Raw genomic sequence first — 25,092 nt, forward strand, 5'->3', positions numbered from 1 at the left:
CCCGATTCGGATGCAGTTGCATTCGAATCGGGATTTTTTGGTTTTCCTCTATTTCATGAAGCTTGTCTAACTGACTGAGCTTAAAAGTTAAAGTTATCCGGATCCGAACCGAAGCGTTTATTTTCGTTCAGTCCATTAATCTGTTCAACCTCATCCCCAGTCAGTTCAAAATCATATAGATCAGCATTCTCTCGAATACGCTGTGGCGTAACGGATTTGGGTATGGTCACGATGCCGTTTTGAAGATCCCAGCGCAAAATGACCTGTGCGGGGGATTTGCCGTACTTCGCTGCAATATCCTGAAGAAGCGGGTGCTCCAGCAGATTGCCTTGGCCGAGTGGAGACCAGGCCTCAATCTGGATCTGGTGTTTATTGCAGTAGTCCCGGAGCTCCGATTGAATCAGCAGCGGGTGAAGCTCGACCTGATTCACAGCAGGTTTGATGGTGGCATCCGTCATCAGATCCTCCAGATGGTGAATCTGGAAGTTGCTTACGCCTATAGCGCGGATGCGTCCTTCCCGGTGCAGTTTCTCCAGTGCTCTCCATGTATCCTTGTATTTGCCCTTGACTGGCCAGTGAATCAAATAGAGATCAAGATATTCAAGTTCGAGTCGTTCCATGCTGGCTTCGAAAGCGGCCAATGTCGATTCATAACCTTGGTCGCTGTTCCATACTTTGGTGGTAATGAACAGATCCTCGCGGGCAACTCCGGATTCACGAATACCTTGGGCTACACCGGTCTCGTTATTGTAGGCTTTGGCTGTATCGATGCTGCGATAACCTGCCTGAATGGCCGTTTTGACGGCTTCAACCACTTCTTCTCCATCTTTCACTTTGAATACGCCAAAACCCAGCCAAGGCATTTTGACTCCGTTATAGAGTGTCGTTGTGTCCTGCACGTTTTTCATGATCCGAATTTCCTCCCCTGTTCCTTCAATTATCCCAATATGTAATTACCCTGCTGTAAGGCAGCCAATCGTATATGATAGGCTATCTTTCCTGATTATACTAAAAGCTCTTGGGGAATGGAAAAAGGTAGGCAGCAATTTTACGGAAAATCAATCTCTTTTACTCTTTTTTGGCAGCTGGAGGTTTGGTTTTGGTGCTTGCGGGTGATAAGATGAAGTATACGCGATGTGGAAGCGAGAATAATGAAAAGTGCTGGTTACGGCCTTGGAATACTCACATTCGAAGAAGAACGGAATATGCACGGATGGGTCCTAGTTGCGATCAGACGTGCGATTAATGATAAAGGAGCAAGAATGATGGCAAAACCTAAACAAACTAAAAAGGCAGCAGCCTGGTCACTTGTCGTAATGGGGGCAGGCTTTGCCGCTTCATTGCCGTTTCAGGGCAGTGTTGTAGGCAAGCTGCTGGTGGGTTCATTTGAAGCGGGATTGGTAGGTGGGCTTGCTGACTGGTTCGCTGTAACGGCATTGTTCCGCCATCCGCTCGGCATTCCGATTCCGCATACGGCCTTGCTGCCAAAGAACCGGGATAAGATGACGGAGGGCCTTGTTTCTGCGGTGGAGAACAATCTGCTGAACAAAGACAGCATTACCGAGAAGATTGCCGGTTTCAAGGCAGCGGAAACGGTACTCGACATCATGTCACGTGAACTTCACAATGATGGCGTCAAAACGATGATCGACACGCTGTGCAAACGTATTCTGGCTGGCCTGCCGCTGGAGCAGATTGCGCCGCTGGTTGCAAGCGAGATCAAATCACAAGCCGGGGCTTTCGACCTTGGACCGATCCTGGAACGGGCTTCTATTCAATTGAGTGAACGTGGATATGACACGAAGGCATTGGACTACGGGTTGAAGCAGGCGGAAGAGTGGTTGGTGAAGCCGGAGACCATCACGTTTCTGGGTGAGAGCGGCATGAAGGCGATTAGTGGCATTCAGATGAATGGCCTTATGCAATTTGCCATGAATGCCTTCCTTGGCTATATGAATGAGGAGAAGCTTGGCAGCATCCTGCAGGGATATTTGTTTGACCAGGTAGAGGATATGAAGCGTGAGGGAAGTGCCCTCCGGTATAAGGTGTTAGGTCTGGTTCGAACTCAAGCGGTGCGTCTTGCCTTGAACGAGAGTGTGCGTGGCGGATTGAACGGCTGGAAAGACAGCCTGCTGGACAGCTGGAACGCGGAAGAAACCGTGCTGAACAAGCTTACCGAACTGAGGGACAGAGCACTCGCCGCTATGGAAGATGGAAAGTATGTGGAGACGTATGCGCTCCCTGCCATTGAGCGGGTATTGTCCGATCTGCGCTCAGACAGTGCATTGCTGGATGGCATGAATGCCAAGATTATCGAAGGCGTGACAACACTGCTGGAAAAGAACCATTCCAAGATCGGTAATCTGGTCCGTGAAAATGTTGATAAAATGGATAATGCTTCATTGATCTCGTTGATCGAGGACAAGGTTGGTCAGGATCTTCAATGGATTCGGATCAACGGTGCCGTGACCGGATTCGTTATTGGTATTGCGCTTACTGCCTTAAGGATGGTGCTGGAATAAAAAGATCATATACGTAGCAAGTTGGAGGGCCGCTCTTTCATGAGCAGGCTCTCTTTTGCGTGTCTGCGCAAATGCTGCAAATTTGTTGCAAAAATCAGGAAGTTGGGTAATGTAACCCGAATACTTTAATGGAACCATTTAGGAGGAAAGTTACATAAAAACGATGCGGTGAGCCGATGTAGTCATGTTGATTTTGTACTATGATGCACTTAACAACAATAAATTGAATTATTGAAAATCAAAGAGAAGGTGATCATCGTGCGGTGGATACGCCAATTATCATGGTTATGCTTATTAACCATATTATCTGCTTTTATTTTGGGAGGGTGTCAGAATATGAAGGAAAGTGAAAAACAAGCCTATTTTACTGAGGCGGAGACGGAAGCAATAAAGTATTTTAAAGATAAGTTTGAGTTGAACGTCGTTATTACAAATAAGGAACTGCTACCTGAGATGGCGCTGGATTCCATCGCGCTGGAGGGACATGTGGCCGAGCATGAGGATCAGGAATTTACAATTTCATATGACTATAACGAGAAAAAGATGAAAAATTTTGGCATGAGTCCTGCCATCAAGGAAGCAATTATAGCTAAAGGCTATGATCCTTTTGAAAAATAGAAGTCCAATGATTCTTTTTGGAGGTGAAGCAGCGTGGGGGACGCGCAAAGAATTGATGATGAAACATACCGTTTAATGTCCGAATTGGCTTATGAAAATGCAAAAGCGGGCACGGAGTATGCGAATCTGCCTGGCTGGCAGGTTCTCGAAGATACGCATGGCAATTCTTATTCCGGTTTCGATGCCGTGACCTTTTATAACCCGGAAACCGAACAGGCGGTTATTGCCTATCGGGGCACAGAGGGAAGTGCCGGATGGGATCGAAAAGGCCGTGACTTTTACGCCGATGGACAGATTGCCATTCCTGAGCTGGGAAGAAAGATTGAGCAGAGCACGGACTTCACACCCGACTGGTTATCTAGTGGAATCCAGAAAGTCAGGGATGTGACAGGTATAACCACCGTGGAGAATGCTGTGGGGGAACTGGATAAGAAGCTGGATAAGACATTCAGCATAGGTCCCAACCAAATGTATGAAGCCGAAGACTATGCCAAAGACATGCAGAATAAATATAAAAATTTGGATTTCACATTGACGGGACATTCACTCGGAGGAGGAAATGCACAATATGCTGCTGCATATACGGGGCTTCCGGCAGTTACTTTCAGTGCACCTTCCGTGATCTCAAGCCTCACGCCAGAGATGAAACGAAAGGCGGAAGAAGGTGGATTTGATAATCAGATTATTAACTATGGGCATCCAGGAGATTTTGTAGCGAGTGGTTTTTTCGGAGGGTATGATCGTCATGTTGGGTCCATGTATTACATCAATTCCAACTATAAAGACATGAATGACAGCATGAGTATGATGGATAAGATCAACAATACATTTGGTGGAAAAGAGTACCATGACCTGAAACAATATCAGTTCGAAAATGGTTATATCTCCAATGATTTGTACGACCCGGTCACAGGTGAGAAGATAGGATATTCTCCCCGTCAGCCGTCGAATGCTTTGTTGGATCTCGCTGCCTTCATGCGAAATATGGGGGCGCAAGCAAGTAACTTGGCAAGAAACATGGCTGCAATGGGGGCCGCTTCCGGTCTGATTCAGGTAACGCCGGAAGAACTGAAGAGCGTCGCTTCCCGCTGGAAGCAAAATGCACAGCAGTGCAACGCTGAGCTCAATCAGGTGCGCAGCCGTATGGCTCAATATCTGCATACCAGCCGCAGTCGCAGACTGGAGCCCATTGTAACCCAGCTTGATGCGTCCATTAACGAATTAAGTACATGGCATATGAAGCATACGAGTCAATTCCTCGACTTCATTGATCAGAAGGCAGATGCCTTCCGCCAGGCTGATGAGAGTCCGGTTCATTTTAATTAAACACCGGAGCTGCCAGGAGATCGATAGCGATATGTACATAAGGGGAGGGGATAGGCATGAGCGGACAATTGCTGGTGGAACTGAATGACCTTCGAATTGCGGAGAAGGAGCTTACACGGCTGCTGGCCCGCCTGCAGGCAGATGAGCAGGAAGCCAGAGCCCTGTATGCACGGCTGAATGACTGGAAGGGTCAGTCGGCTGACTACACCAGGCAGCAGATTGAAGGATTCTTCGCCGGGCTGTCCAGTCGAATCCATTCAATTGAACAGCAGAAGCGGAGCTTGCTGCAATATATTGAGATCATGATTCAGACGGATCAGGAGCGCTAATCGTAAATGCTGAAACTACGGATGGGAAATCTCATCTAACAAGAAAGAGCCTTGGCATCTGCCAAGGCTCTTTTGTTACGTTTAACCGGTATTTTGAAGACTGCGTGTTATCTCTTTTTGCGGCGTGTTGCGAGTGCAATGCCCAGGAAGGACATAATCAATGCCAGAATCGATACGATCAGTGTTGCCTGCTGCAGCTTCAATGTACCCGGATCTGAATCCGTATTATTCGGCTCACCTGTAACCGTGTCGTTCAATGCATCGCCGAGCGTGGTATCATCGTCAGCCTTGGTATCGTCTGCAGCATTGTTATCTCCAGCGGCTGCTTCGTCATCGCTTGCATTGCCAGTTGTACCTGCGCTGTCATGGCCACCTGTTGCGGCTTGATTGCCTGCAGTTGCGGGATCTTCGCTAATAGCCGTAATACTGTGAGGTGTGCTGTCACTAGGTTGTCCTGTCCATTCTACGATACTGCCATCGCTATAGTATTGGAACGCGTCCCATGCTACTTCTGTTGCTGTATCCGGATTTTGTGCGACAAAGTTAAATTGCTGGAATTGTCCGGCGAGGATCCCCTCGTTATCTCCATCCACTTCCCAGGTAATCGATGTGACTTCGTTCGAGCTGTTTTTCTCCGTGGTGATTTTCCATCCAGCCAGTGGCTGATATTGCTTGAAGGCTACACCTTCCGGAACCTTCATCGTGATCTTGGTTGTTGGCAGATCCTTCTCGGAAGGGATTTTGATCGTGTACGTCTGCCATGCTCCGGTCTGTGCAGCCGCCGGGCTGACAGTAACGTGAGCACTCGCAAAGCCGGCGAACAGCATGAGCGCTGCAGCACCTGCCGCTATAGTGGATGTAAGTTTGGAAGTCCAGGATGTTCTTTTCAAAATAAATTACCCCTCTCTTTTTCTAGAAAAATTATGGATTCGCTGTGTCGATCTCGAACTCGGTATCCAGTGAATCGAGGGATCGAGTCAACAGGTGAACCTTGATGCTCCATCGTCCAGGCATGGAGATGTATTCTTCCGCTTGGTACACGCCTGTATCATTTTTTGGAATGGTGATTTCATAAATTCCCATATCCATATCCAGGTGGGTCAGCGTTAAGGTGATCTGCTCCAGATCATTTACTACGCTGCCGTCAGGTGCTTTTACACCAACCTCGAACTGATTCTCACCGGTAACATTGGGGCTGACCTGAAGTGTGATCGCTGAGCCATCCTCTGTGGTTTGTACTCCCTTGAATGGACCAGCGGCTTCAGGCTGGCCGGGGGACAGATGGGTGAGTACAGCAGCCAGAGCCAGCACAACGGCACCTATAGCGAGCTCTGCTTTAAGACTGCCTGCCAGTCGGTTACCCTTGCCCTGTCTGGCCGTTCGGGCATGACGCCATGCGAATGCGATCATCACCAGCAGCAAAACGATCTTCGCGAGCAGCACGTAACCATAAGTGGTGGTGAATAGGGATGTCAGTACAGGTTCGGGTAAAATGACCAAACTGCTATAGATCCCTGTAGCAACCAGAGCGGCTACAGCACCAATGCCCCAAGCTGCAAAACGGCGGATAGCTCCCCAATATACCTCTCCTCGTACCTTCGGAGGAAGCTTGTCTGCCAGTGGAGGCAGACAAACCGCCATGGCCGTCAGGGCACCAATCCAGAATGCTGCTGCAATCAGGTGGACATAGTCCATGGTTATGGCAAGTCCACGCTGCTCGGCTGCGGCAGGATGACCTGTCATAGCATGCGTGAGCAGCCATCCCAGTACAAGTACCAGTGAACCGTAAGATGACCAGATGCGGATTTTCAAAGAGCGATCCCGGTCATATCCTGACAGAATTGTGACTGCAAGCAGCATCAGAATGAGCATTTGTGCCATCCAAATGAGGCCAAACGACGTTAGCTTCAAGGCACTGCCCATCAGTGCCCAGCTGAATTCATGGATAGCTACCCCTGACTCGTAAATCGTATTCAGCGGCAAACTGATGATTGCGGCTACAGAAGCTGCCGCATAGCTGATCCATAACAGCTTATAGCTGCCTGGCACCTCCATGGGCTCTCTTGCCATGGATGACGGAGCAATCCGGAAGAGCAGGAAGGCGAGCGTGCCCAGGATGACAGACAATGCAAGATATTGAATCCAATCGGTCAGCGACAGTATCCATTTGATTGGACCGCCCGTTTGACCAGTTCCTGAGGTCAGATCCGCCAGACCCGCAGGGGCACCTGACGGTTCCCCGATATGGAATACATAGGCTCCCTGAATGGGATGGCCATCAGCCGACACGGCTTTCCAGCTGACGGCATATGTACCGTTGCCAAGTCCGCTGCGCAGCCCCGTTTCAAGCACGTGAGGACGCTCGGCGTCTATCTGCACGTTGCCGTCATCCGCTTGTGTACCGTCAGGTGCGGTAATTTTAATAGCATAGAAGGCCGTTTGCAGCGATTCATTGAATTCCAGTGTCAAGCGCTCTGGAGCAGTGGCTACCAGCTCGTCCTCCCCTGGCGAGGCCTGAACAATATAAGCATGGGCTGAAGCCCATTGCGGCATAACCAGACAACACATGAGCAGCAGGGAAAGCATTACGGCCCAGTGCCGTTTATCCCATCTCATCGTAAAACGTCCTAAACTCAAAAAAACATCACCCTCAGGTTATAGAATTGTAGTTATTCTTCGGATGCCGATAACAATCTATACCATTATAACTTTGTCCAAAATAACGGCGTATGACTACATCGGGCTATAAAAAAACGATTATATTCCAAGAATTGTGACAAAAACATGAATGCTAGCTACTTGCGCAGTTTTCGTCCGGCAAGGCCGCTTTCAAGTGCGTAGCGGGTCAGTTGAACACGGTTTTCGAGCTGCAGCTTCTGCAAAATATTTTTGAGATGATTCTTCACCGTTTGATCGGAAATGCCGAGCTGGTCTGCTATTTCGCGGTTCGTATACCCGGCGGATACCCACTGCAGAATCTCGAGCTCCCGTGTGGTAAGCGGGTTGTCCGGCACATCTTCACTTCGGGGCGCAGGGAACTCCTGCAAAATCCGGTACGCCAGCTCCTTGCTGAGCGGTGCATCGTCCGATACGATCGCTCGCAGATATTCCAGCCAGGTGGAGGGGGCCAGGTTTTTGAGCAAGTAACCCTGGGCACCCTGTTTCAGTGCTTCGAACAGATACGTTACATCGTCGGAGACCGTCACCATAACGATGATCACGTAAGGATAGCGGAGCTTGATCAGCCGGGTGGCTTCGAGACCATCCATATCAGGCATCTGTACGTCCATCAGAATAAGATCTGGCATCCACTGTTCGGTAAGTTCCAGTGCTTCCTGTCCATTTGATGCCGTACCAATGACTTCAAATAGGCTGTCTTCCGATAAAATACTGCATATCGCTTCGCGTGCATGGGCGTGGTCATCCACAATCAGTACACGTACATGTTCCATATTAAGTATCCCCCTTACCTATCGTCATTCGTGTTAGGCCCGGTTTGGAATCCAGGGAAAAGGACCAGCCCATCTGAATGGCACGTTCCTTCGTAATCCGCAGTCCATATCGGTCCTTGAGGTGCAGTGGATCGCCGCTGACACCTACGCCGTCATCCTGAATGCGAACAGACCAGGACAGGGGATTTCCCTTTGCTTCCACCTGTACATCGGAGGCCTGAGCGTGTTTGCGTACGTTAATCAGAGCTTCCCGAATGCAGGCGAGGAGCTCAACTTGTTCTTTTGGCGTAAAGAAATGACTGTCCAGTTCCCAATGAACCTGGGCTCCAGGTATCGTTTCCTGCGTTAGGGATTCGACCTGTCCCTGAAGTGAAACTCCTGTAGGCACAGCTGTAGTGCCAGGCACATATCGCAGCTGGGCGATGGCTTGCCGGACATAGGCATTTACTTCGTGTACGGTCTTGCGGATTTCCTGAATTTCATGTTCGTGACCAGTGCCGGCCATACCACGCTCGGCTTTGTCAGTTTTGACAGACAAGAGAAAAAGGGATTGCGCGATCCCGTCATGAAGTTCGCGGGCCAGCTGGTCCCTGGCCTCAAGGGCGGCCTTGGAGGCACGTTCCTGTTCCAGCGCCGCTCTTGCGCCTTCCAGCATCTTGAACAGACGGCTCAGCAAAGTTACGCTGACAAGGTATACGATAACGGGAGTGAGCCAATTCCCAGCATCCATGGAGAGGTAGGGCATTAAAAATTGATGACGTATGTATTCCCAGAGACCAACGGTTAATGTGGGAATCAGCAGGATCATCCACTTGATTTGTTTGTAGGACATGCATCCAGAACTCCTTTAATATCGACTCTTTGTACGAATCTATGCCCCATTATAACCCAACCTGTCTCTGGCACCTAGTCTGTTGGTCTCGGAGGATGTATAGGTGGATACGGGAGTATATAGAAGGATATCTAAGAACGACATGTCGTGACAGAATGTCATGGAGTGTGAGGCTGGATGTATACGGGAGAGGGGAGCTGTGCCTGTTTTCCCTGAGGCGGAAGGTTCTTTATACTTATATAGAACGTGAATTCATGACAAACCATGTTAAGGAGTGACGCAACAACATGAATCAAGAGGTATTGGAACGTCGTAGTGAGTTGCTCAAGAAGAATATTCATCAGATGCTTCTTCAAGACAATCAGCACGGAATCAGTCGCCAGGATAACATGTTTTTGCAGCAGATGATCAAAGAGCTGCATCAAACTTCACATGAGCTGAGCACCACCCGTTAATTGGAATTGGTTCGTTAAGAGCTGTCCTGAATTCCAAGATTGACTCATTGATGAAAATGAAAATGGCGCTATCCCCAATGGACCGGGGGTAGCGCTTTGGCATTATATAGGGATTTTGTGGACAGCTGTACGTTAGCGTGCGTTAGGATAACAGCTGCTGTGCTGTCTTCTTCTGAATGTAACGGATGAAAAGCTCCGCCAACTCAGGATCGAATTGGGAGCCCGCACACGCCCGCAGTTCGTTGATCGCTTCATCCACCGTTTTGGTTTTCTGATACGGTCGTTCGGTGGTCATCGCGTCGAATGAATCAATGACAGTCAGCATTCGGCACAAGCGGGGAATTTCACGGTCTCTTAAACCGTAGGGATATCCTTTGCCGTCAAACCGCTCATGATGCAATTCAATATACGGGATCAGATCGTTGAAACGTTCGTTGGTCATCACCATTTTTTTGCCCCAGGTGACATGTCCTTTAATCGTCTCCCATTCCTCTGCGGTAAGCTTTTCCTTTTTGTTCAGGATGGACCACGGAATCTCCAGTTTACCGATATCATGAATCAAAGCACCCAGTACAAACTGCCGTTTCTCCGCATTGTCGAGTTCCAGCAGCTCACTGAGATCCAGGGCGTATTTATATACTCTTTTGGAGTGTTTGAATGTGTCGATATCCTTGTACCTGAACAGGTTCAGCTGCTGCTCGATATCCCGCACATCCTGTACCAGGTCAATTTCATGTTCCATGCCGTCATTGCTGCCATAACGATGGACATTGTTTTTGCCCTGTTTTTTGGCATAGTAGAGCGCCTTGTCAGCTTGGTCCACAAGCTGTGATTTATTGTACATATCTACCTGGTATCGTGCGACCCCGGCGGAGAAGGAGAGACAGCCGTGCGGAAACACCTCGACTCCTTCAAAAGGAGTATCATTCAGCTGCTTGCGCAGTTTGTTCATAAAGGTATAAGCCTCGTCCAGCTCCATGCCTGGCATGAGCAGCGTGAATTCTTCCCCGCCGTACCGAAAAGCAGTGACCTCGGTACCCTCCGTCTTGCGGTTTAGAAAATCTCCTAGCAAAGCAAGTAGACTGTCACCCTGCAAGTGACCGAAGCGATCATTATACTTTTTGAAGTCATCAATATCGATTAGCCCCAAGGAGAGCGGGGTTCCTGCCGCACGGGCAGATGCCAGCTCATTTTCCAGCATGTTTTCGAAGTGGCTGTGGTTAAAGAGACCGGTTCGTTGATCGGTATTTGCCTTTTCTTCAATGTTCTGGTACATCAGGAACAGCTGTTTGAACGCGTGAGATAACAGAATGCTGAGACTCAAGTAGAGCAGCAAGCCCAAAATGCCATTATGAATGACCAGTATGGTGAGCACGAGCGCCAGAATCAGTGTACATAGATAGACGAGCAGCGACTCGGTCACGAACGCACGTTTCATCTGCTGCAGAGCATCTTTGGTGGAGAAATGAAAGAATAAGCCCAGCGTGATCGTATTAATGATAAAGTATGCGGCAAGTGCTGCAAAGTAAGGAAACAGATTATACCCGTCCAGCGTTCCTGGAACACCGCCTGTCCATGTAAATATGGAAGCTGCTCCCGCAATCATAAGGCTGTAAATGCTGAAATTAACAATGTGTTTCCACCAGGCAAGCTTGCGATCCTTGATTAATAAAATGAGGGAAACGGGCAGGAGCACAGACAGGCTGAACGCACCGCCGAACATGAAGATACAGGCAAGATACACGGAAGAGTCCATGGATTGCTGATTACCCTTGGGTGGGATCTGAAAGGTGAAGTAATCCAGAATCAGCGCGGCACCCAGCATGGTATAGACCATAACCCATTCCTCAGTGGAGAGGTGCAGATAAGACAACTTGTTCATATACAGAAAAATACCGATGCCTGCACAGCACAGCAAAACAACATACATGCTGCTTCGGTCTGCTTTATGGATAAGATTACGAATAAAGTTCATACAAATTCTCCTGCTTGGTTTAGTCGGCTCTTGATGTATAGAAATCGGTTCATACGATATAGATGTATAACATAACAAGTTACCTGGTAAAAATCCAGAAAGAAAAAACAGGCCGCTGGCAGCCTGTTTGTCTTGGTTGGCGAGTAAGTACTAGCCGCCCAGCTTGTATCCCGAAGTCAACGCGACAACGACAGAAGCTACGATGATTGCATTGATAACGATGCGGGAATATTTAATGCCTTCGAATTTTTTCATGGAAAAGACCTCCCTTCCTTGGAGTCTGTCCTAATCTCTTCAGGCCGGATGGATGTCGCTGGCGTTGCAGCCTTGCCGGAACGATTCACCATCATGTACTGGATAAACAGGAATATACCAATGTTCATGACCACATCGCCGATGCTGATCACCTGGGTCCGCGGATAAGGACTGGAGAGCGGGATGATATCACCCAGGAAGGAAAGGTGGGTAGATGCATCCATCATATAGTGTTTCGAGACCGCTCCACCTTCACGAAGCATATCCACATAGTAAGGTCCGAGTACAGCGGAAGCCTCCACCGAGACAGGCATGCGTCCACCATTCACCGCCATAACGATGAAATTGAGGAACACGCCAATCCAGATCAGCGTAAATCCCCGGTGATGCCGGTTCAGCCACAGAAATGCAAGGCCTGTGACGTAAACCGCCGCAAAGAGGTACCCATTAATGGATGCAACCCAATCCAGTCTTCCCTGTAAGAAAAAGATAAGGAACTGGGCAAGCAGCAACAGTGGGAATATCCACCCGCCGCGAAGTTGAAGTGTTGCAAACTGGTGGAGACCATACCGGTACCCGCCCCGGAACAGTCCAACGATCAAACCGAGCAGAATGCCGTCATATACCATGATTAACTCCTGTCATTCAGATATGTGTCATTGCGGTTTCTTTTTGTGTACATATGTTATTCGACCTTTTACTGGTAAATCCTTCAAAGGAGAAATGATTTTGAAGAAGAATTTTGCAAAAAAATAAATGAAAAGCCGTCTTTACGGAACCATGGATTCAATCCATCGCACGGTTCGCGAAAAACGGCTGTTTGTGTGACAAATTACGAGATTAATTCTAACAGGTAACGAATATTTGTTTACTCCGATTCCCCGTTCAGATAATTGAAGAAAGGCTGATCTACCCAGAAGTTGTAGCTTGTAATGTCCGCATCTGGAGCAAGCTTCCGGAATCCTTCCTGAATACCTCTCGCATTCTCCTTCAATGAGAAGGATTGAGCGTAGTAATTGCCGAGTGAAATCTTGTTGTTGGCAATGACAGGATAGTCCTGAACAGCTGTCGGTGAATAATACAGTGGTTGCCACCAGGAAGCATAAATGAGGGCAGAGTCATCATCGCTGTTCTTTTTGGCATATTCCAGAATAATGTCATTGAAGCGGGCCTTGTCCGCCGTGTTGTTGAATTCGAACTGAATATCATATTCCTTGGCATATGCAATATAATTACCATTTTCAATTTGGGTCACTTTGTAATCCGGCGTTTCCTTGGGCTCGCCCCATTCCTTCAAATAGATGAAGGCAGAGGTTTTCGGCTGGAATTGCACATCGGCATCAATGCCCTCGCTGCGAAGCAGGCCAATCAGCTGCACGGCATGTTTGATATCGTCATGTCCATAAGTCAACGTCAGTTCATCGATAAAATTGGAATCGAAGCGGCTATCCTTCAGGTTGTAGCCTGTAACGAGGTCATCCCGTAATGCCTGATCCACAATCTCTCTTAATTCGGGTGCTTCAATCAGATCCGCTGTGCGATACGCGGCATACAGTTTGGAGTAGATGTCGGCATCGCCAGAGCGTCCGATCTCATGCTTGTATTTTCCCTGACTGGTCAATACCCGGCCAAGCAAGATGTTGGCAAAATCAGTACTCGCCGCTCCGCCCTTACGCAGAGCAGGATAGAGGCTTTCCGGAACCAGACCGGTATCGATGGCAGCGGCGAGCTCCTGAGCCGCCTGACCCTGAACGCGATTCGGGCTGATGCCAAGCTTGGTGAGCGCTTGTTTTGTTTTCTCTTCCGGATATGTATACGCAAGTTCCTTGAATCCAGCTGCCTTGACGGCAATGAATACCGCAGCATAAGTGCTAAGGGTGTCACCGGCACGAACTTCTGTACCAGACAGGATGCCATTATTATGTAGGGTGATGGCTGCATCATAAGATGAATCTCCCGAGCTCAGATCGGTAAAAGCAGGAGTCTGGGTCTGACTTCCGTTGGCTTCTTCCGTAGAGTCCGCTGCTGAATCTGCTCCAATAATAGCTGCTATGGCCTGAATGAATTCACCCTTGGTCAGCTGCTGTGGCAGCTGGATGCCGTATTTGGCCTGCAGGAACTGAGCATAATCGGCTGCACTCTCCGTATACACGGATGGAGTCTGGGATGGGGTTGCTTTTGCGGTTTGCGATGCGGATGGCGCGACGGGCGAAGCAGATGCAGCGGAAACCGAAGCGGGCAAGCTGAGGCTGCCGATCGTGACTGGCGCGGCGAGCAGAGCCGCCAGTGTGAACTGGGTGATTTTTTTCATATGAATAGCCTCCTTAAGATATGGTTGGAAAATGAAACAGTTTGCGCTATAATTCTGACAAAACCGATGTGAATTTAATAATTGGATTGACTTTAGCACGGCGAAGCCACCCATGTCAACGGAAAAAAGCCATTCTGGAGCGCTTCCCAAAGTATCTTCTTAGGTGATGAAATAATTATATTTAATTTGAATGTTTATGCACAAAGATTTATTGACAAGGATCGACAGTATCCGCTAGGATTATTAAAAAAAGAATGTGGAAAAGGGGAATCTTCAAAATGAAAAGAGGCTTATCGTTCGTCTTATCGATCATCATGTTGGCAGTTTTGCTCGCGGCTTGTGGAACTTCGGCTTCCAAAGACGAACAATCGGCCCAAGGTGGCGACAGTGAGAAATCACTGCGCATGGCACTCGTACTTCCTGAAAAAATCGGGGTAAACCCGTTCTTTGTACAAATGGATGAAGGTTTCAAAAAAGCAGGCGAAGAGTTTAAAGTGGATACCAAAACGATCGAATCCACAGACCCAGCAGCATTCGAGCAAAATCTGCGTGCTGCGGTTGCGGAGAACTATGATCTGATTATTACGGCGACATTCCAGGCAGAAGATGCACTGAAAAAGGTGGCTGCCGAGAATCCGGACAAGTCGTTTGCCATTGTGGATACAACGGTTGATCTGCCTAACGTACGTAGCGTTGGTTTCCGTGAATACGAAGGAGCATATCTGCTTGGTGCAGCTGCCGGACTATCCACCAAAACGGATAAAGTCGGCATGATCGCAGCAGTGGACGTTCCATTGATCAAGAAATATACCGAAGGTTTCAAAGCGGGTCTGGAATCCGTTAACCCGGATGCGGAATTCCTCGTGAACTACGTTGGTGGCTTCAATGACCCGGCCAAGGCAAAAGAACTGGCATTGGTACAATTCGGCAAAGGCGCTGACTTCATTGCTGGTGCATCTGCAGTAGGTGACCTTGGCGTATTCGAAGCAGCGAAGGAAAAAGGCTTCTATACATCCGGTCAGGATACCGATCGCACGGTTGAAGATCCAGAGCACATCGTATTGTCCCAATTGAAATCCACAGATACGGTTGCTTATGAGACGGTGAAGGATTTCGTAGAAGGAAACTTCAAAGCAGGTGCTGTAAACTATGGCCTGAAAGAGGACGGTGTCGGTCTGACTTTCGTTACACGTGATAGCGAATCCGCACTGAGTGATTTTGTTGGACAGGAAGTTATCGACAAGGTAAAAGCAATTAATGAAGATATCGTATCCGGCAAAATCGTTGTGAAGGATCCATTGCAGCAATAGTTTTGATTGTTTGATGGAATTGTATTGATCAGCCGGCTGCCCGATCAGGCAGCCGGTTTTGCTGCTATTAAATGCCCGAGACCGAAAGGAGCGAACGCGAGATATGCTGTTGGAGATGGATCAGATTACGAAGAAATACGGCGGCTTCACCGCCAATCGGGATATCCGTTTTAATTTGCGTGAGGGAGAGATCCACGCCCTCGTTGGTGAGAATGGAGCGGGCAAAACAACCCTGATGCGCATGCTGTACGGAATGGAGCAGCCCACGTCAGGTACGATCAAAGTCCGGGGGCGCGAGGTAAGCTTCGCCACTCCGTCTCAAGCCATGGCAAGCGGTATTGGCATGGTGCATCAGCATTTTATGCTGTTTCCTTCCTTTACGGTGGCCGAGAACATTGTCATTGGCCGCGAGCCGGCTGCAGCTGGGGTATTTGACCGCAAGCAGGCAGCCGCTCAAGTGAATGACCTGGGCCAAAAATACGGCATGCCTGTTGACCCTTGGAAAAAAGTATCCGAATGTCCTCTCGGCATGCAGCAGCGTGTAGAGATCCTCAAAGTGCTGCATCAGGGGGCGGATATTATCATCCTGGACGAGCCTTCAGCGGTACTGACACCACTGGAAGTCAAGGAATTGCTGGCGAATATGAAATCTCTTGCGGCGCTGGGCAAGACCTTCGTATTGATTACCCACAAACTGCAGGAAGTCATGGACGTGGCTGACCGGATTACAGTTCTTCGCGATGGTCAGGTGACGGGCACATTGGAGGCAAAGGACACCAATGTGGAGGAATTATCCCGGTTAATGGTTGGGCGTGAATTGGTACGTCTCGACAAGCAGCCATCCGTGCCTGCAGAAGCCGTACTCCAGGTGGAGGGCGTGAGCTTGTCCGGAGCGAAGGATCGCTCGGCGCTGAAGGATATCCATATGGAAGTTCGAAAAGGAGAAGTCGTTGGCATCGCAGGCATCTCGGGTAACGGTCAGTCCGAACTGATCCAGGTTATTGCCGGACTGCGCACTGCAGACAGCGGCCGTGTCCTGCTATCGGGGCAGGACACAACGAATTGGCCTGTTCGCCGCATTCGGGAGCATGGACTTGCTCACATTCCCGAGGATCGGTATATGTGGGGAGCAGCCAAGGATGCAAGTGTGCGTGAGAATGGACTCATGGGACATCATCACCGGCTTCAGACACGAGGCGTTATTAAATCCAAAGCTGCACGGGCTATGGTGGAGGGCTGGATCAAACAGTTCAGCATCAAGACCGGTTCGGCAGAGACGAAGGCACAGTTTCTGTCAGGAGGTAATCTGCAGAAGCTGATTGCTGCACGTGAATTTGCGCAGGATGCTCCGTTCCTGATTGCAGCTGAACCGACACGTGGCGTCGATATCGGAGCCATGGAGACGATTCATGCCGAGCTGCTTCGCAAACGCAACGAAGGTGCTGGGGTGCTGCTCGTTTCTTCCGAGCTGTCCGAGATTTTGCAATTATCCGATCGAATTATTGTGATGTATGAAGGCGAGATTGCCGGGGAACTGAAGGCAGATGAAGCCACGGAAGAACAGATTAGCTTATTGATGGCAGGAGGGAAAGAGCGGGTATGAATCGGGTAAAAGAAACACTTCGCGGACTCGTACAGCCGCTGCTTGCCATAGTAATCGGTTTGCTTGCAGGAGCTGTGGCAATTCTGGTTGTTGGCGGGAATGTCTTCGAAACATATGCAGAGATGTGGAAGGGAGCCTTCGGGAACTTCTACTTCTTCACGAACACACTGGCTCGTTCGACACCCATTATCCTAGCTGGACTGGGTGTAGCACTCGCGTTCCGTGCGGGATTCTTCAACATGGGAGCCGAAGGACAGATGATTCTCGGGGGGCTCAGTGCTGCGCTCACGGCGCTCTATCTGCCAGGCCCGGGCTGGCTTGTCTGTATTGCGGCCATTGTGGCAGGAATCCTGGCCGGAGGAATCTGGTCCGTATTTGCCGGCTGGCTGGATGCCAGGTTTGGTATGAACCTGTTGATTACAACACTGCTTCTCAACTATATTGCCATCTATTTTGGCGGGTACATGGTATCTTATCCGTTCAAGGATCGCACCGGGTCCGCAGCGATGGCGCAGACGCCGATGATTGATCAGGGAGTCTGGCTGCCGAAGCTTTTTCAGGGCATGGGACTGCATGCCGGTTTCATCATTGCCATTGTAGCTGCAATCCTGATCTACTGGTTTACGCACAAAACGGTAACCGGTTATGAGATTCGCATGCTCGGAAGCAATCCGTCGTTCGCGACATATGGCGGGGTACGCCGGATTCGGATGATGATGCTGTCCATGGTAATTAGCGGTGGACTGGCAGGTCTGGCGGGGGCAGGCGAAGTGCTGGGAACACAGTACCGTTTTTTGGATGGCTCGCTGTCATCTGCAAGTTACGCATGGAGCGGTATCATGGCGACACTACTCGCCCGCTCGCACCCACTCGGTACGGCTGTAGCGGCCATTTTGCTTGCTGCCCTGCAGACAGGTGCAATGGGGATGGAACGAAATACGGATGTGCCGCTTGAAGTCGGCAGTGTAATCCAGGCCGTGCTTACGTTATTTGTATCAGCCCAGATCGGGTATTCATTCCTGAAGCGGAGAAAGGAGAAAAAATCCAATGCAGCAACTGTTTGATGCAGCCATGTTCGGCTCGACCTTGCGGATTATGACTCCAATCCTGCTTGCAGCGCTCGGCGGGGCATTGTGCTCCCGTGTTGGCCTTTTCAACGTGGGTCTCGAGGGACTCGTGCTGATCGGTGCTTTCTCCGCGATTGTTGGAAACTATTTGTTTGGCAACGTACTTCTGGCCGTTATCTTCTCTATTATTATTGTGATGTTGTTCTCGGCACTGTTTGCCTTTATTAGTATCAATCTCAAGGCGAATGCCATCGTGGTCGGGATATCACTCAATTTCCTGGCGACAGGTCTGACGACATTTGCACTACGGGCGATTTTTGATGTAAAAGGTGCATACTACGACAAGGACATGGTGGGACTTCCCAAATGGGATATTCCACTGATTAAGGACATTCCTTGGGTTGGCAGCGTATTTTCCGGGCACAGCCCGCTCGTGTACCTCGGAATCATACTCGTTATTGCATTACAATTTTATTTGTTCAAAAGTGTATCAGGTTTCCGTCTGCGTTCCGTCGGCGAGAATCCCATTGCAGCGCAAAGCATCGGGATTAAGGTACGCGGCATTCAGTATGGCGCGGTTCTGATGTGTGGTATCCTGTGTGCTCTGGCTGGCGCTCAGTTGTCACTCGGTCAGGTGACGATGTTTACGGAGGGCATGACCGCAGGTCGCGGCTTCATCGCCTTGGTAGCAACCATGCTGGGCCAAGCGAATCCGCTGGGCGTCATGGGTTCCAGTGTACTGTTCGGCTTCATGGAAGCACTCAGCATTCGACTGCAGGGCTTCTCCCTGCCAACGCACTTCACCCTGATGCTTCCATATATTGTGACGCTGGTGGCCATGTTCTTTTTCAAAGACCGCACGTATGCACAAGATGCACTGAAAGCGGGCGGAAGCTCGCGCTAATGTAAAAAGAAGGAGGGTTATCATTGCATAACAAGGCTGAACGTCTGAAGAAAACCAAAACTCCTGCGCCCAAAGTGGGTGCTGAGCATGGAGATCGGCTGCCGCCGGGACAGATGCTAACCGAGAAATTCCCGATTTTGCATGAAGGAGAAGTGCCTGAATACGACCTGTCCACATGGGATCTGAAAGTGTTCGGGGAAGTAGAGGAAGAGAAAGTGTTCTCCTTTGCCGAGCTTCAGGCCATGCCGCAGGTCAATACGGTGAGCGATATTCACTGCGTGACCCGCTGGTCCAAGTTCGATACCCCATGGGAAGGCATTCGCTTCTCGGATTTTATTAAGCTTTTGGGCGTTAAACCTGAAGCCAAATATGTCATGATCCATGCTGATCATGATTATGAGACGAATGTTCCGCTCGAGGAATTGATGCATGACGACGTCTTGCTTGCCTTCAAATATAACGGCGAGCCGCTTACAGCGAAGCATGGCTATCCGCTGCGCCTGGTGGTGCCGCAGCTGTACTTCTGGAAAAGTGCAAAGTGGATACGCGGTCTGGAGTTTATGACCGAAGATCGCAACGGATTCTGGGAGAGCAACGGGTTTCATCACTTTGCCGATCCGTTCAAGGAACAGCGCTTCTCGGGCGAAGATCTGCCGATCCCCGAAGATGAATGGACGAAGAAGGAGTTTGATTGACGATGTTAATGCCTATTTTGCAGATTCATTCAGAGGATATGCCTGCTTATGCGATTGTCTGTGGTGATCCCGCTCGTGCGGAGAAGATCTCCCGGAAGCTGGAGCAGGCGAGAGAACTGGCGTTCAGCCGGGAATATCGTACATTCGTTGGGCTGTATGAAGGGGTGCAGATGGCTGTTGTCAGCCATGGTGTAGGTTCTCCCGGAGCGGCCGTCTGCTTCGAGGAACTGATTCGGGCAGGTGTGACAACCCTGATTCGAGTCGGAACAGCCGGCTCCTATACGGCAGATTATCCTGCGGGCAGTATCATTGTCAGCACGGCAGCAGTCCGTTCGGACGGATTGACCCGTCAGCTCGTGCCGGATGGTTTCCCTGCAGTTGCGGACATTGGAGTCACCCAGGCACTCATTGAAGCTGCACAGGAGAAAGGGAACACTGCTGACCAGGCAATGAATGCAGGTAAAGTCGGTGTAGGCATTACCGTTACACTGGATGCATTCTTCACAGGGGTGGAGGAGATCCCTCACCGCAAGTATAAACAGGCCGGCGCACTAGCGGCCGAGATGGAAATTGCAGCACTGTACATCGTCAGCACGCTGCGAGGTGCGCGTGCCGGTGCGATTGTGGCCATCGACGGCTTCGCCGACAGCGATCTGGCTGCCGAATACGATCCGCATACAGATGCGGTAGCACATGCGGTTGAGCGCGAGATTAACGCGGCTCTGCGTGCACTTGCTGCGCTCGCTCGGCAGGATCAGGCGTAAGCAGCATATACTGGAGTGCAACAATAGGGCAATAACCTGAAATGATATAAAAAGACGTTCACTTGGTCACGGTAAATGTGACTAGTGAACGTCTTTTTTTCGTTTAGTTCTGCTGCCCGAACAATTGCTGCGCCGTCTCGATGAACAAACGGGAGGCCGGGGAAGCTTCTGCCAGGGAAGGGACCGCAATTTCAATATGGCGATAAGCCTTCGGTTCGGTAGGAAGTGCTTTTACACCAGGAGGGAGCCAAGAGAGAGAAATGGCAGGCAGCAAGGCGGTTCCGAGTCCCTGTTCAATCATGTTAAGGCATGTATTAATGTTATGGACGATAAACCCAAAGTTGAGTTCCGTTTCCGCACGTTTAAACAGATCCACGATCGGCACTTCATATCCACCGTTGCATACAATCATGGGATGTTGATTCAGCATCTTCACGGGCAGGATCTCCTGATTGGCAAACGGTTCATCCTCCCGGAATACAGCCAGCATTTCTTCGTTGTAGAGCGGCATTGTTTCATAAGCCTTCTCTACCGGCTCCTGCTCCGTCACAATAATGAGAGCAACATCAATCGCGCGTGAGTTAAGCCATTCCTGAATTTCATGAATGTTTCCCTCATGCAGTTCAAATTCGATGTTAGGGTAGCGATCACGAATGGATCGGATAATCTTGGGCAGCAGATGAGCTGATGACATGGGAAAAGAACCGATGCGAATCGTACCGATTTCAAGTCCCTTCTCGGCTGCAACGACCTGCTGCACTTTATCATATTGCTGTAGAATCCGGCGGAAAATGACAAGTATTCGTTGTCCTACATCGGTAAGCACAATGCCGTTCCGCCGGTCCCGTATGATCAGGGTAACGTCCAATTCGTTTTCCAGCGATGAGATAGCCCGGCTAACTGCGGGCTGCGTCATGTTCAGTTCCTGTCCGGCACGAGTGAAGCTTCCGGTCTCGGCAATTTTGACGAATAACTGTAATTGTGAATTGTTCATAACAAATATGCTATGCTCCTTATGATTAACATGCATTTCAATTATTACGCTCGTTATTGTATCATGGAGAAACAGAACGATCAACGGAAGGACATGGGCCTGTTCGAATCTGAATATAGATGGGCTGAGACAGTGGCATGAATCTGGTGCCTGATTGTGGATCGGCTCTGAAGCTGTGCAAGATAGGAGAGGTTAATTTATGGCTTTATCACGTGCAAAAGCAGGCTGGGTCCTGGCTTTTCTAGTACTCATGTGGGGAGTAAATTGGCCCCTGACCAAATACGCTTTAAACTATGCACCGCCGCTTTTATTTGCAGGCATGCGCCTGTTGATTGGCGGACTGGTGCTCGGTATCTATGCTTTTCCAAGGTACAAAACGCTGCGGCTTCGGGAAACCTGGCATATCTATGCGATCTCGGCGGTGCTGAATATCATTTTCTTCTACGGATTTCAGACTGTAGGTCTGACGGAAGTACCCGCAGGTTTATTTTCCTCCATCGTATTCCTGCAGCCTGTGCTGCTCGGTATTGGGGCTTGGCTGTGGCTGGGCGAGTCGATGTATGGGCTGAAAATTGCCGGACTGGTCCTCGGTTTTGCAGGGGTGGCAACGATCAGTATCGGCGGCATGACTGGCAAAGTATCACCTGAAGGGGTTATGCTCGGACTGTTTAGTGCCATCAGTTGGGCAATCGGAACCGTATATATGAAGAAAACATCGACGAAGGTGGATGGAATCTGGATGACGGCCATTCCTATTCTGATTGGCGGGGTTGTCTTGACATTGACGGGTACAGCGACAGAGAGCTGGGCTGAAGTGCAATGGGTACTTCCATTTATATTGGATATGCTGTTCATTTCGGTCTTCGTCATTGCGCTCGGATGGCTCGCATTCTTCAAACTGGTCAGCTCAGGAGAAGCGAGTAAAGTGGGGTCCTTCACATTTCTGATTCCGCTGATTGCACTGTTCTGCAGTGTATTGTTCCTTGGGGAGTCCGTGACGGTTAATCTGATTGCCGGCTTGGTTATGATTATCGCCAGCATTCTGCTCGTAAACATGAAGATGAAGGGCAGCAAAGTGGCTAAAATATAAAACCATGTGGCGAACCTCTTCGTACCCGGCTATCTTAGCCGGACGAGAGGCTCGTCATTTTTTTGTTTTACAATAGAGTTAATTGCAATCTATGGAGAGGGAGCGAACGTAGAGTAGCGAATAGTTTCTATTAGATTACTTAGCCAATGGATACCTAAGTCAGTGGTGAACTTCGAAATGGGGAGGAGATTAAAATATGAGTTCAGGTTGGAGTGAATTTCGTGCCATCCCTTTTGAGTACAATGATCAGGTACGGCAGATTGATGAACAGCTGCTTCGACTGGTCGCTGAGAGGAAGCAAATAACAGGAGCGGTTCAGTACCATCCACCTCAGGAAGTAATAGATGAATGGACAGCGTCTCTGGATTTGAAGGAGGAAGACATCCGTTATGTCCTGCGCAGTGTACAACCATTGCCTCAGAGGCAGTTTTTCCCGCCTGAAGAGCTCCCATTGATGGGTGTCGTTCCGATTATGAAGAGAACGATCCAGGATTCCTGCGAATATCTCATCACGCATTCGATGCAATATGAGACGGAAAGTATTATTCATTTGGAGATTCATTATAAAGGAAGTGAAACGGACCGTGTACACGTGGTGCCTCATTTGGCGTTAGAAGTGATTAGTGAACAGAACCATATGTCGATGAGACATAGCAGTCGTGGAGGAGGCGGCGAAACACACATAAGTTTTCGGGTTGTGCCCGCGCTGCCTTCCTCTCTCGAACAGGTTCAATTTTCACTGGTTCCTTCAATTCCGGAACTGGAACATAAGATGGAAGAAGTTATTTTGGATAAACAGGTGGATTTCGTATAGCTACATCGCGAATGGGAATGAAATAATTGGGTAAGTTATATAAAGGAACATCATTATGATGATGAAATATAAAGGAGGACTCTAAGATGACACAGAATAATCAACCTCAAGATGAGGCGGAAATTCGCAACAAGCTGGACGAAGACGGGGATTCCTTGATGGAGAAAAAGAAAATCATGAACGGTGTAGATATCGAGCCACAAGCGGACGATTGGGCAGCCAAGCCATCACCGGTTGCATTTAATGAGAGCAAATCCTCCAAAGAATAAGACGAAACGAATGAGTCGTTTCTGACGAAGCAGATACCGCTGAGGTATCTGCTTTTATTATATTTTGTTGTATAATAATGTAAATTAAAGAAAAGGAAGGTGTGATTCAAGTGGATCGAATCCAGATTAGAAAGGCAGCGGCCCCCGACTATCCCGGTGTTTCCCTCCTGATGGATGAGCTGCATCAAATGCATGTTGAGGCTCGGCCTGATGTGTATCGAGCATTGCAACCCAGAATGGAGAAGCAGGAGTTTGTATCATTGCTGGAGACGGATAAGCGTTATCTGTATGTTGCTGAATCGGTAGGCACGGGGGATATTCTGGGGTACGGTAGTGCGCAGCTCAGTTTGATTCAGGGAGTTGAACTGCTGTTGGATCGCAAGATGCTGTATATTAATGAATTGATCGTCGGAAGTGATGGGCGGGGTCAAGGAACGGGTAAGAAATTGATGCATGCTCTAATTGAACTGGGCAGGGAGCTTCAGGCAGATAGCGTAGAATTAACAGTATCCACATTTAACACGGGTGCGCAGGCCTTTTATGAACAAATGGGTCTGTCTGTCCGAAGCAGCAGGATGGAATACATACTGTAATGATGACTTGCGCAATTTATAATATGCAGAATTTTAAAGAGATCTGTATGGCTATAAAGAAGACATTAATTTTATTCTTGAATACCCCCATGGGGTATGTTACACTGTGAAAAGAACGAAGAAAAGAGGTGTTCATGATGGATCATCAGAGCCATCCCAAGGAACCCTTGGAACCATCTGTAACGCCGTCCGATGACAATGCAACCGGTCAACAAGCAGCGGCATGCCATACCGAAGGCAGTGACGGGAAGCATGTGCGCAAGAGCCATCACTCGCAGGAGATGAAGAGCAACCTGATATCTCGTTTGAACCGGGTCGAAGGCCAGATTCGCGGGATCAAGGGATTGATCGAGAAGGACACGTATTGTGATGATGTGCTTACCCAGATTGCAGCTGCGCAGTCTGCACTAAATTCAGTGGGCAAGCTGCTGCTTGAAGGCCACATGAAGAGTTGTATTGTTGAACGGATTCAGGCAGGGGAACATGAGGTAGTGGATGAACTGCTCGTAACGGTAAGAAAGTTGATGAAGTAATTGTTAAAAGAATAAAGCAATCATTTATATATCCCAAGGAGGAATTGAATCATGTCTAACGTTACGCTTAATGTTACTGGAATGTCGTGCAACCACTGTGTAAAATCGGTTGAAGAAGCGGTGAAAAACGTCGGTGCTAAGGGTCAGGTTGATCTGGCAGCGGGAACCGTTGCGGTGGAATATGATGAGCAGCAGGTCAATGTGGAGCAGATCAAGGCTGCCATTGAAGATCAAGGGTACGATGTAGTCTAATCCATGTTGGCTTAAACGGATTTCTTATTGTCTATGCGCTGAACCAAGATGCCGATATACATCAGACAAGAGGGATCGTCGTTTAAGCCTGATTTTTTGCCTAAATTATACCCTATAGGGGTATGTGAA

Annotated in this window: 26 protein-coding genes; 17 read left to right on the forward strand and 9 right to left on the reverse strand. The window is 49.1% G+C overall.

What is annotated here, in order from left to right:
• Nucleotides 1-80: 80 nt before the first annotated feature.
• Entirely contained in the window at nt 81-908 is an 828-nt protein-coding gene (locus PIL01S_RS20385; protein WP_127539114.1) for an aldo/keto reductase, read from the reverse strand.
• Nucleotides 909-1,265: 357 nt separating this feature from the next.
• Between PIL01S_RS20385 and PIL01S_RS20390 the strand changes: the two genes are divergently transcribed.
• The 4 genes from PIL01S_RS20390 to PIL01S_RS20405 all read left to right on the forward strand — a co-directional run bounded on the left by PIL01S_RS20390 (nt 1,266) and on the right by PIL01S_RS20405 (nt 4,795).
• Nucleotides 1,266-2,522, forward strand: a complete 1,257-nt coding sequence (locus PIL01S_RS20390) for a DUF445 domain-containing protein (RefSeq protein ID WP_127539115.1) — start codon at nt 1,266-1,268, stop codon at nt 2,520-2,522.
• Between the two features lie 336 nt (nt 2,523-2,858).
• Complete coding sequence (locus tag PIL01S_RS20395) at nt 2,859-3,140, forward strand: hypothetical protein (protein ID WP_127539116.1); 282 nt, start codon at nt 2,859-2,861, stop codon at nt 3,138-3,140.
• Between the two features lie 33 nt (nt 3,141-3,173).
• On the forward strand, nt 3,174-4,466 hold the full coding sequence (locus PIL01S_RS20400; RefSeq protein WP_174818717.1) for a lipase family protein: 1,293 nt from the start codon (nt 3,174-3,176) through the stop codon (nt 4,464-4,466).
• Nucleotides 4,467-4,522: 56 nt separating this feature from the next.
• A complete protein-coding gene (locus PIL01S_RS20405; RefSeq protein ID WP_095291629.1) occupies nt 4,523-4,795 on the forward strand; it encodes a hypothetical protein in 273 nt (90 codons plus the stop codon).
• Nucleotides 4,796-4,902: 107 nt separating this feature from the next.
• On the opposite strand, the gene PIL01S_RS20410 is transcribed toward PIL01S_RS20405, so the two are convergent.
• From PIL01S_RS20410 to PIL01S_RS20425, 4 genes are all read right to left on the reverse strand, one after another.
• Nucleotides 4,903-5,685, reverse strand: coding sequence for a YcnI family copper-binding membrane protein (locus PIL01S_RS20410; RefSeq protein ID WP_246058500.1), 783 nt, complete (start codon nt 5,683-5,685; stop codon nt 4,903-4,905).
• A 31-nt stretch (nt 5,686-5,716) separates the two neighbouring features.
• A complete protein-coding gene (locus PIL01S_RS20415; protein WP_127539117.1) occupies nt 5,717-7,411 on the reverse strand; it encodes a copper resistance CopC/CopD family protein in 1,695 nt (564 codons plus the stop codon).
• A gap of 179 nt (nt 7,412-7,590) precedes the next feature.
• Nucleotides 7,591-8,247 (reverse strand): response regulator, encoded by a 657-nt coding sequence (locus PIL01S_RS20420; protein ID WP_095291633.1) that lies wholly within the window; start codon nt 8,245-8,247, stop codon nt 7,591-7,593.
• Nucleotide 8,248: 1 nt separating this feature from the next.
• A complete protein-coding gene (locus PIL01S_RS20425) occupies nt 8,249-9,079 on the reverse strand; it encodes a sensor histidine kinase (protein WP_127539118.1) in 831 nt (276 codons plus the stop codon).
• A 287-nt stretch (nt 9,080-9,366) separates the two neighbouring features.
• Between PIL01S_RS20425 and PIL01S_RS29565 the strand changes: the two genes are divergently transcribed.
• Entirely contained in the window at nt 9,367-9,534 is a 168-nt protein-coding gene (locus PIL01S_RS29565) for a hypothetical protein (protein ID WP_164764296.1), read from the forward strand.
• Nucleotides 9,535-9,676: 142 nt separating this feature from the next.
• Here the strand turns inward: PIL01S_RS29565 and PIL01S_RS20430 are convergent, their stop codons facing one another.
• The 3 genes from PIL01S_RS20430 to PIL01S_RS20440 all read right to left on the reverse strand — a co-directional run bounded on the left by PIL01S_RS20430 (nt 9,677) and on the right by PIL01S_RS20440 (nt 14,075).
• Nucleotides 9,677-11,509 (reverse strand): bifunctional diguanylate cyclase/phosphohydrolase, encoded by a 1,833-nt coding sequence (locus PIL01S_RS20430; protein WP_127539119.1) that lies wholly within the window; start codon nt 11,507-11,509, stop codon nt 9,677-9,679.
• Nucleotides 11,510-11,760: 251 nt separating this feature from the next.
• Complete coding sequence (locus tag PIL01S_RS20435; protein ID WP_164764297.1) at nt 11,761-12,393, reverse strand: DUF5317 domain-containing protein; 633 nt, start codon at nt 12,391-12,393, stop codon at nt 11,761-11,763.
• Between the two features lie 239 nt (nt 12,394-12,632).
• On the reverse strand, nt 12,633-14,075 hold the full coding sequence (locus PIL01S_RS20440) for a hypothetical protein (protein WP_127539120.1): 1,443 nt from the start codon (nt 14,073-14,075) through the stop codon (nt 12,633-12,635).
• Nucleotides 14,076-14,353: 278 nt separating this feature from the next.
• Here PIL01S_RS20440 and PIL01S_RS20445 point away from each other — a divergent pair, with 278 nt between their 5' ends.
• The 6 genes from PIL01S_RS20445 (at nt 14,354) to PIL01S_RS20470 (ending at nt 20,418) form a co-directional block, all read left to right on the forward strand.
• Complete coding sequence (locus PIL01S_RS20445) at nt 14,354-15,385, forward strand: BMP family lipoprotein (protein WP_095291638.1); 1,032 nt, start codon at nt 14,354-14,356, stop codon at nt 15,383-15,385.
• Nucleotides 15,386-15,488: 103 nt separating this feature from the next.
• Nucleotides 15,489-16,988: an ABC transporter ATP-binding protein gene (locus PIL01S_RS20450; RefSeq protein WP_127539121.1), complete on the forward strand. Its 1,500-nt coding sequence runs from the start codon at nt 15,489-15,491 to the stop codon at nt 16,986-16,988.
• On the forward strand, nt 16,985-18,052 hold the full coding sequence (locus PIL01S_RS20455) for an ABC transporter permease (RefSeq protein WP_127539122.1): 1,068 nt from the start codon (nt 16,985-16,987) through the stop codon (nt 18,050-18,052). The genes PIL01S_RS20450 and PIL01S_RS20455 overlap by 4 nt, the downstream gene beginning before the upstream one ends.
• Complete coding sequence (locus PIL01S_RS20460) at nt 18,036-18,959, forward strand: ABC transporter permease (protein ID WP_095291641.1); 924 nt, start codon at nt 18,036-18,038, stop codon at nt 18,957-18,959. The genes PIL01S_RS20455 and PIL01S_RS20460 overlap by 17 nt, the downstream gene beginning before the upstream one ends.
• A 23-nt stretch (nt 18,960-18,982) precedes the next feature.
• A complete protein-coding gene (locus tag PIL01S_RS20465; protein ID WP_127539123.1) occupies nt 18,983-19,654 on the forward strand; it encodes a sulfite oxidase-like oxidoreductase in 672 nt (223 codons plus the stop codon).
• Nucleotides 19,655-19,656: 2 nt separating this feature from the next.
• Complete coding sequence (locus tag PIL01S_RS20470; protein WP_127539124.1) at nt 19,657-20,418, forward strand: nucleoside phosphorylase; 762 nt, start codon at nt 19,657-19,659, stop codon at nt 20,416-20,418.
• 103 nt (nt 20,419-20,521) lie between these two features.
• Here PIL01S_RS20470 and PIL01S_RS20475 read toward each other — a convergent pair whose 3' ends face one another.
• Nucleotides 20,522-21,412, reverse strand: a complete 891-nt coding sequence (locus tag PIL01S_RS20475; RefSeq protein ID WP_127539125.1) for a LysR family transcriptional regulator — start codon at nt 21,410-21,412, stop codon at nt 20,522-20,524.
• A 199-nt stretch (nt 21,413-21,611) separates the two neighbouring features.
• Between PIL01S_RS20475 and PIL01S_RS20480 the strand changes: the two genes are divergently transcribed.
• The 6 genes from PIL01S_RS20480 (at nt 21,612) to PIL01S_RS20505 (ending at nt 24,963) form a co-directional block, all read left to right on the forward strand.
• Nucleotides 21,612-22,502 (forward strand): DMT family transporter, encoded by an 891-nt coding sequence (locus PIL01S_RS20480; RefSeq protein ID WP_127539126.1) that lies wholly within the window; start codon nt 21,612-21,614, stop codon nt 22,500-22,502.
• Between the two features lie 196 nt (nt 22,503-22,698).
• Nucleotides 22,699-23,316, forward strand: a complete 618-nt coding sequence (locus tag PIL01S_RS20485; protein ID WP_127539127.1) for a hypothetical protein — start codon at nt 22,699-22,701, stop codon at nt 23,314-23,316.
• A gap of 86 nt (nt 23,317-23,402) precedes the next feature.
• Nucleotides 23,403-23,585, forward strand: a complete 183-nt coding sequence (locus PIL01S_RS20490) for a hypothetical protein (RefSeq protein WP_127539128.1) — start codon at nt 23,403-23,405, stop codon at nt 23,583-23,585.
• Nucleotides 23,586-23,695: 110 nt separating this feature from the next.
• The gene (locus PIL01S_RS20495) at nt 23,696-24,178 is read left to right on the forward strand and encodes a GNAT family N-acetyltransferase (protein ID WP_127539129.1); all 483 of its coding nucleotides are present in this window, start codon (nt 23,696-23,698) and stop codon (nt 24,176-24,178) included.
• 137 nt (nt 24,179-24,315) lie between these two features.
• Complete coding sequence (locus tag PIL01S_RS30060) at nt 24,316-24,711, forward strand: metal-sensitive transcriptional regulator (protein ID WP_127539246.1); 396 nt, start codon at nt 24,316-24,318, stop codon at nt 24,709-24,711.
• Between the two features lie 51 nt (nt 24,712-24,762).
• Nucleotides 24,763-24,963, forward strand: coding sequence for a copper ion binding protein (locus PIL01S_RS20505; protein ID WP_095361595.1), 201 nt, complete (start codon nt 24,763-24,765; stop codon nt 24,961-24,963).
• Nucleotides 24,964-25,092 lie beyond the last annotated feature (129 nt).

The organism is Paenibacillus illinoisensis NBRC 15959 (genome assembly GCF_004000925.1).
In the GTDB taxonomy this organism is placed as follows: Bacteria; Bacillota; Bacilli; order Paenibacillales; family Paenibacillaceae; genus Paenibacillus; species Paenibacillus illinoisensis.

What these genes read in the sequence shown, in the direction of transcription:
- PIL01S_RS20385 (WP_127539114.1), bottom strand. Translation starts at nt 908, where the DNA reads ATGAAAAACGTGCAGGACACAACGACACTCTATAACGGAGTCAAAATG.
- PIL01S_RS20390 (WP_127539115.1), top strand. Translation starts at nt 1,266, where the DNA reads ATGGCAAAACCTAAACAAACTAAAAAGGCAGCAGCCTGGTCACTTGTC.
- PIL01S_RS20395 (WP_127539116.1), top strand. Translation starts at nt 2,859, where the DNA reads ATGAAGGAAAGTGAAAAACAAGCCTATTTTACTGAGGCGGAGACGGAA.
- PIL01S_RS20405 (WP_095291629.1), top strand. Translation starts at nt 4,523, where the DNA reads ATGAGCGGACAATTGCTGGTGGAACTGAATGACCTTCGAATTGCGGAG.
- PIL01S_RS20415 (WP_127539117.1), bottom strand. Translation starts at nt 7,411, where the DNA reads ATGAGATGGGATAAACGGCACTGGGCCGTAATGCTTTCCCTGCTGCTC.
- PIL01S_RS20420 (WP_095291633.1), bottom strand. Translation starts at nt 8,247, where the DNA reads ATGGAACATGTACGTGTACTGATTGTGGATGACCACGCCCATGCACGC.
- PIL01S_RS20425 (WP_127539118.1), bottom strand. Translation starts at nt 9,079, where the DNA reads ATGTCCTACAAACAAATCAAGTGGATGATCCTGCTGATTCCCACATTA.
- PIL01S_RS29565 (WP_164764296.1), top strand. Translation starts at nt 9,367, where the DNA reads ATGAATCAAGAGGTATTGGAACGTCGTAGTGAGTTGCTCAAGAAGAAT.
- PIL01S_RS20430 (WP_127539119.1), bottom strand. Translation starts at nt 11,509, where the DNA reads ATGAACTTTATTCGTAATCTTATCCATAAAGCAGACCGAAGCAGCATG.
- PIL01S_RS20435 (WP_164764297.1), bottom strand. Translation starts at nt 12,393, where the DNA reads ATGGTATATGACGGCATTCTGCTCGGTTTGATCGTTGGACTGTTCCGG.
- PIL01S_RS20440 (WP_127539120.1), bottom strand. Translation starts at nt 14,075, where the DNA reads ATGAAAAAAATCACCCAGTTCACACTGGCGGCTCTGCTCGCCGCGCCA.
- PIL01S_RS20445 (WP_095291638.1), top strand. Translation starts at nt 14,354, where the DNA reads ATGAAAAGAGGCTTATCGTTCGTCTTATCGATCATCATGTTGGCAGTT.
- PIL01S_RS20450 (WP_127539121.1), top strand. Translation starts at nt 15,489, where the DNA reads ATGCTGTTGGAGATGGATCAGATTACGAAGAAATACGGCGGCTTCACC.
- PIL01S_RS20455 (WP_127539122.1), top strand. Translation starts at nt 16,985, where the DNA reads ATGAATCGGGTAAAAGAAACACTTCGCGGACTCGTACAGCCGCTGCTT.
- PIL01S_RS20460 (WP_095291641.1), top strand. Translation starts at nt 18,036, where the DNA reads ATGCAGCAACTGTTTGATGCAGCCATGTTCGGCTCGACCTTGCGGATT.
- PIL01S_RS20470 (WP_127539124.1), top strand. Translation starts at nt 19,657, where the DNA reads ATGTTAATGCCTATTTTGCAGATTCATTCAGAGGATATGCCTGCTTAT.
- PIL01S_RS20475 (WP_127539125.1), bottom strand. Translation starts at nt 21,412, where the DNA reads ATGAACAATTCACAATTACAGTTATTCGTCAAAATTGCCGAGACCGGA.
- PIL01S_RS20480 (WP_127539126.1), top strand. Translation starts at nt 21,612, where the DNA reads ATGGCTTTATCACGTGCAAAAGCAGGCTGGGTCCTGGCTTTTCTAGTA.
- PIL01S_RS20485 (WP_127539127.1), top strand. Translation starts at nt 22,699, where the DNA reads ATGAGTTCAGGTTGGAGTGAATTTCGTGCCATCCCTTTTGAGTACAAT.
- PIL01S_RS20490 (WP_127539128.1), top strand. Translation starts at nt 23,403, where the DNA reads ATGACACAGAATAATCAACCTCAAGATGAGGCGGAAATTCGCAACAAG.
- PIL01S_RS30060 (WP_127539246.1), top strand. Translation starts at nt 24,316, where the DNA reads ATGGATCATCAGAGCCATCCCAAGGAACCCTTGGAACCATCTGTAACG.
- PIL01S_RS20505 (WP_095361595.1), top strand. Translation starts at nt 24,763, where the DNA reads ATGTCTAACGTTACGCTTAATGTTACTGGAATGTCGTGCAACCACTGT.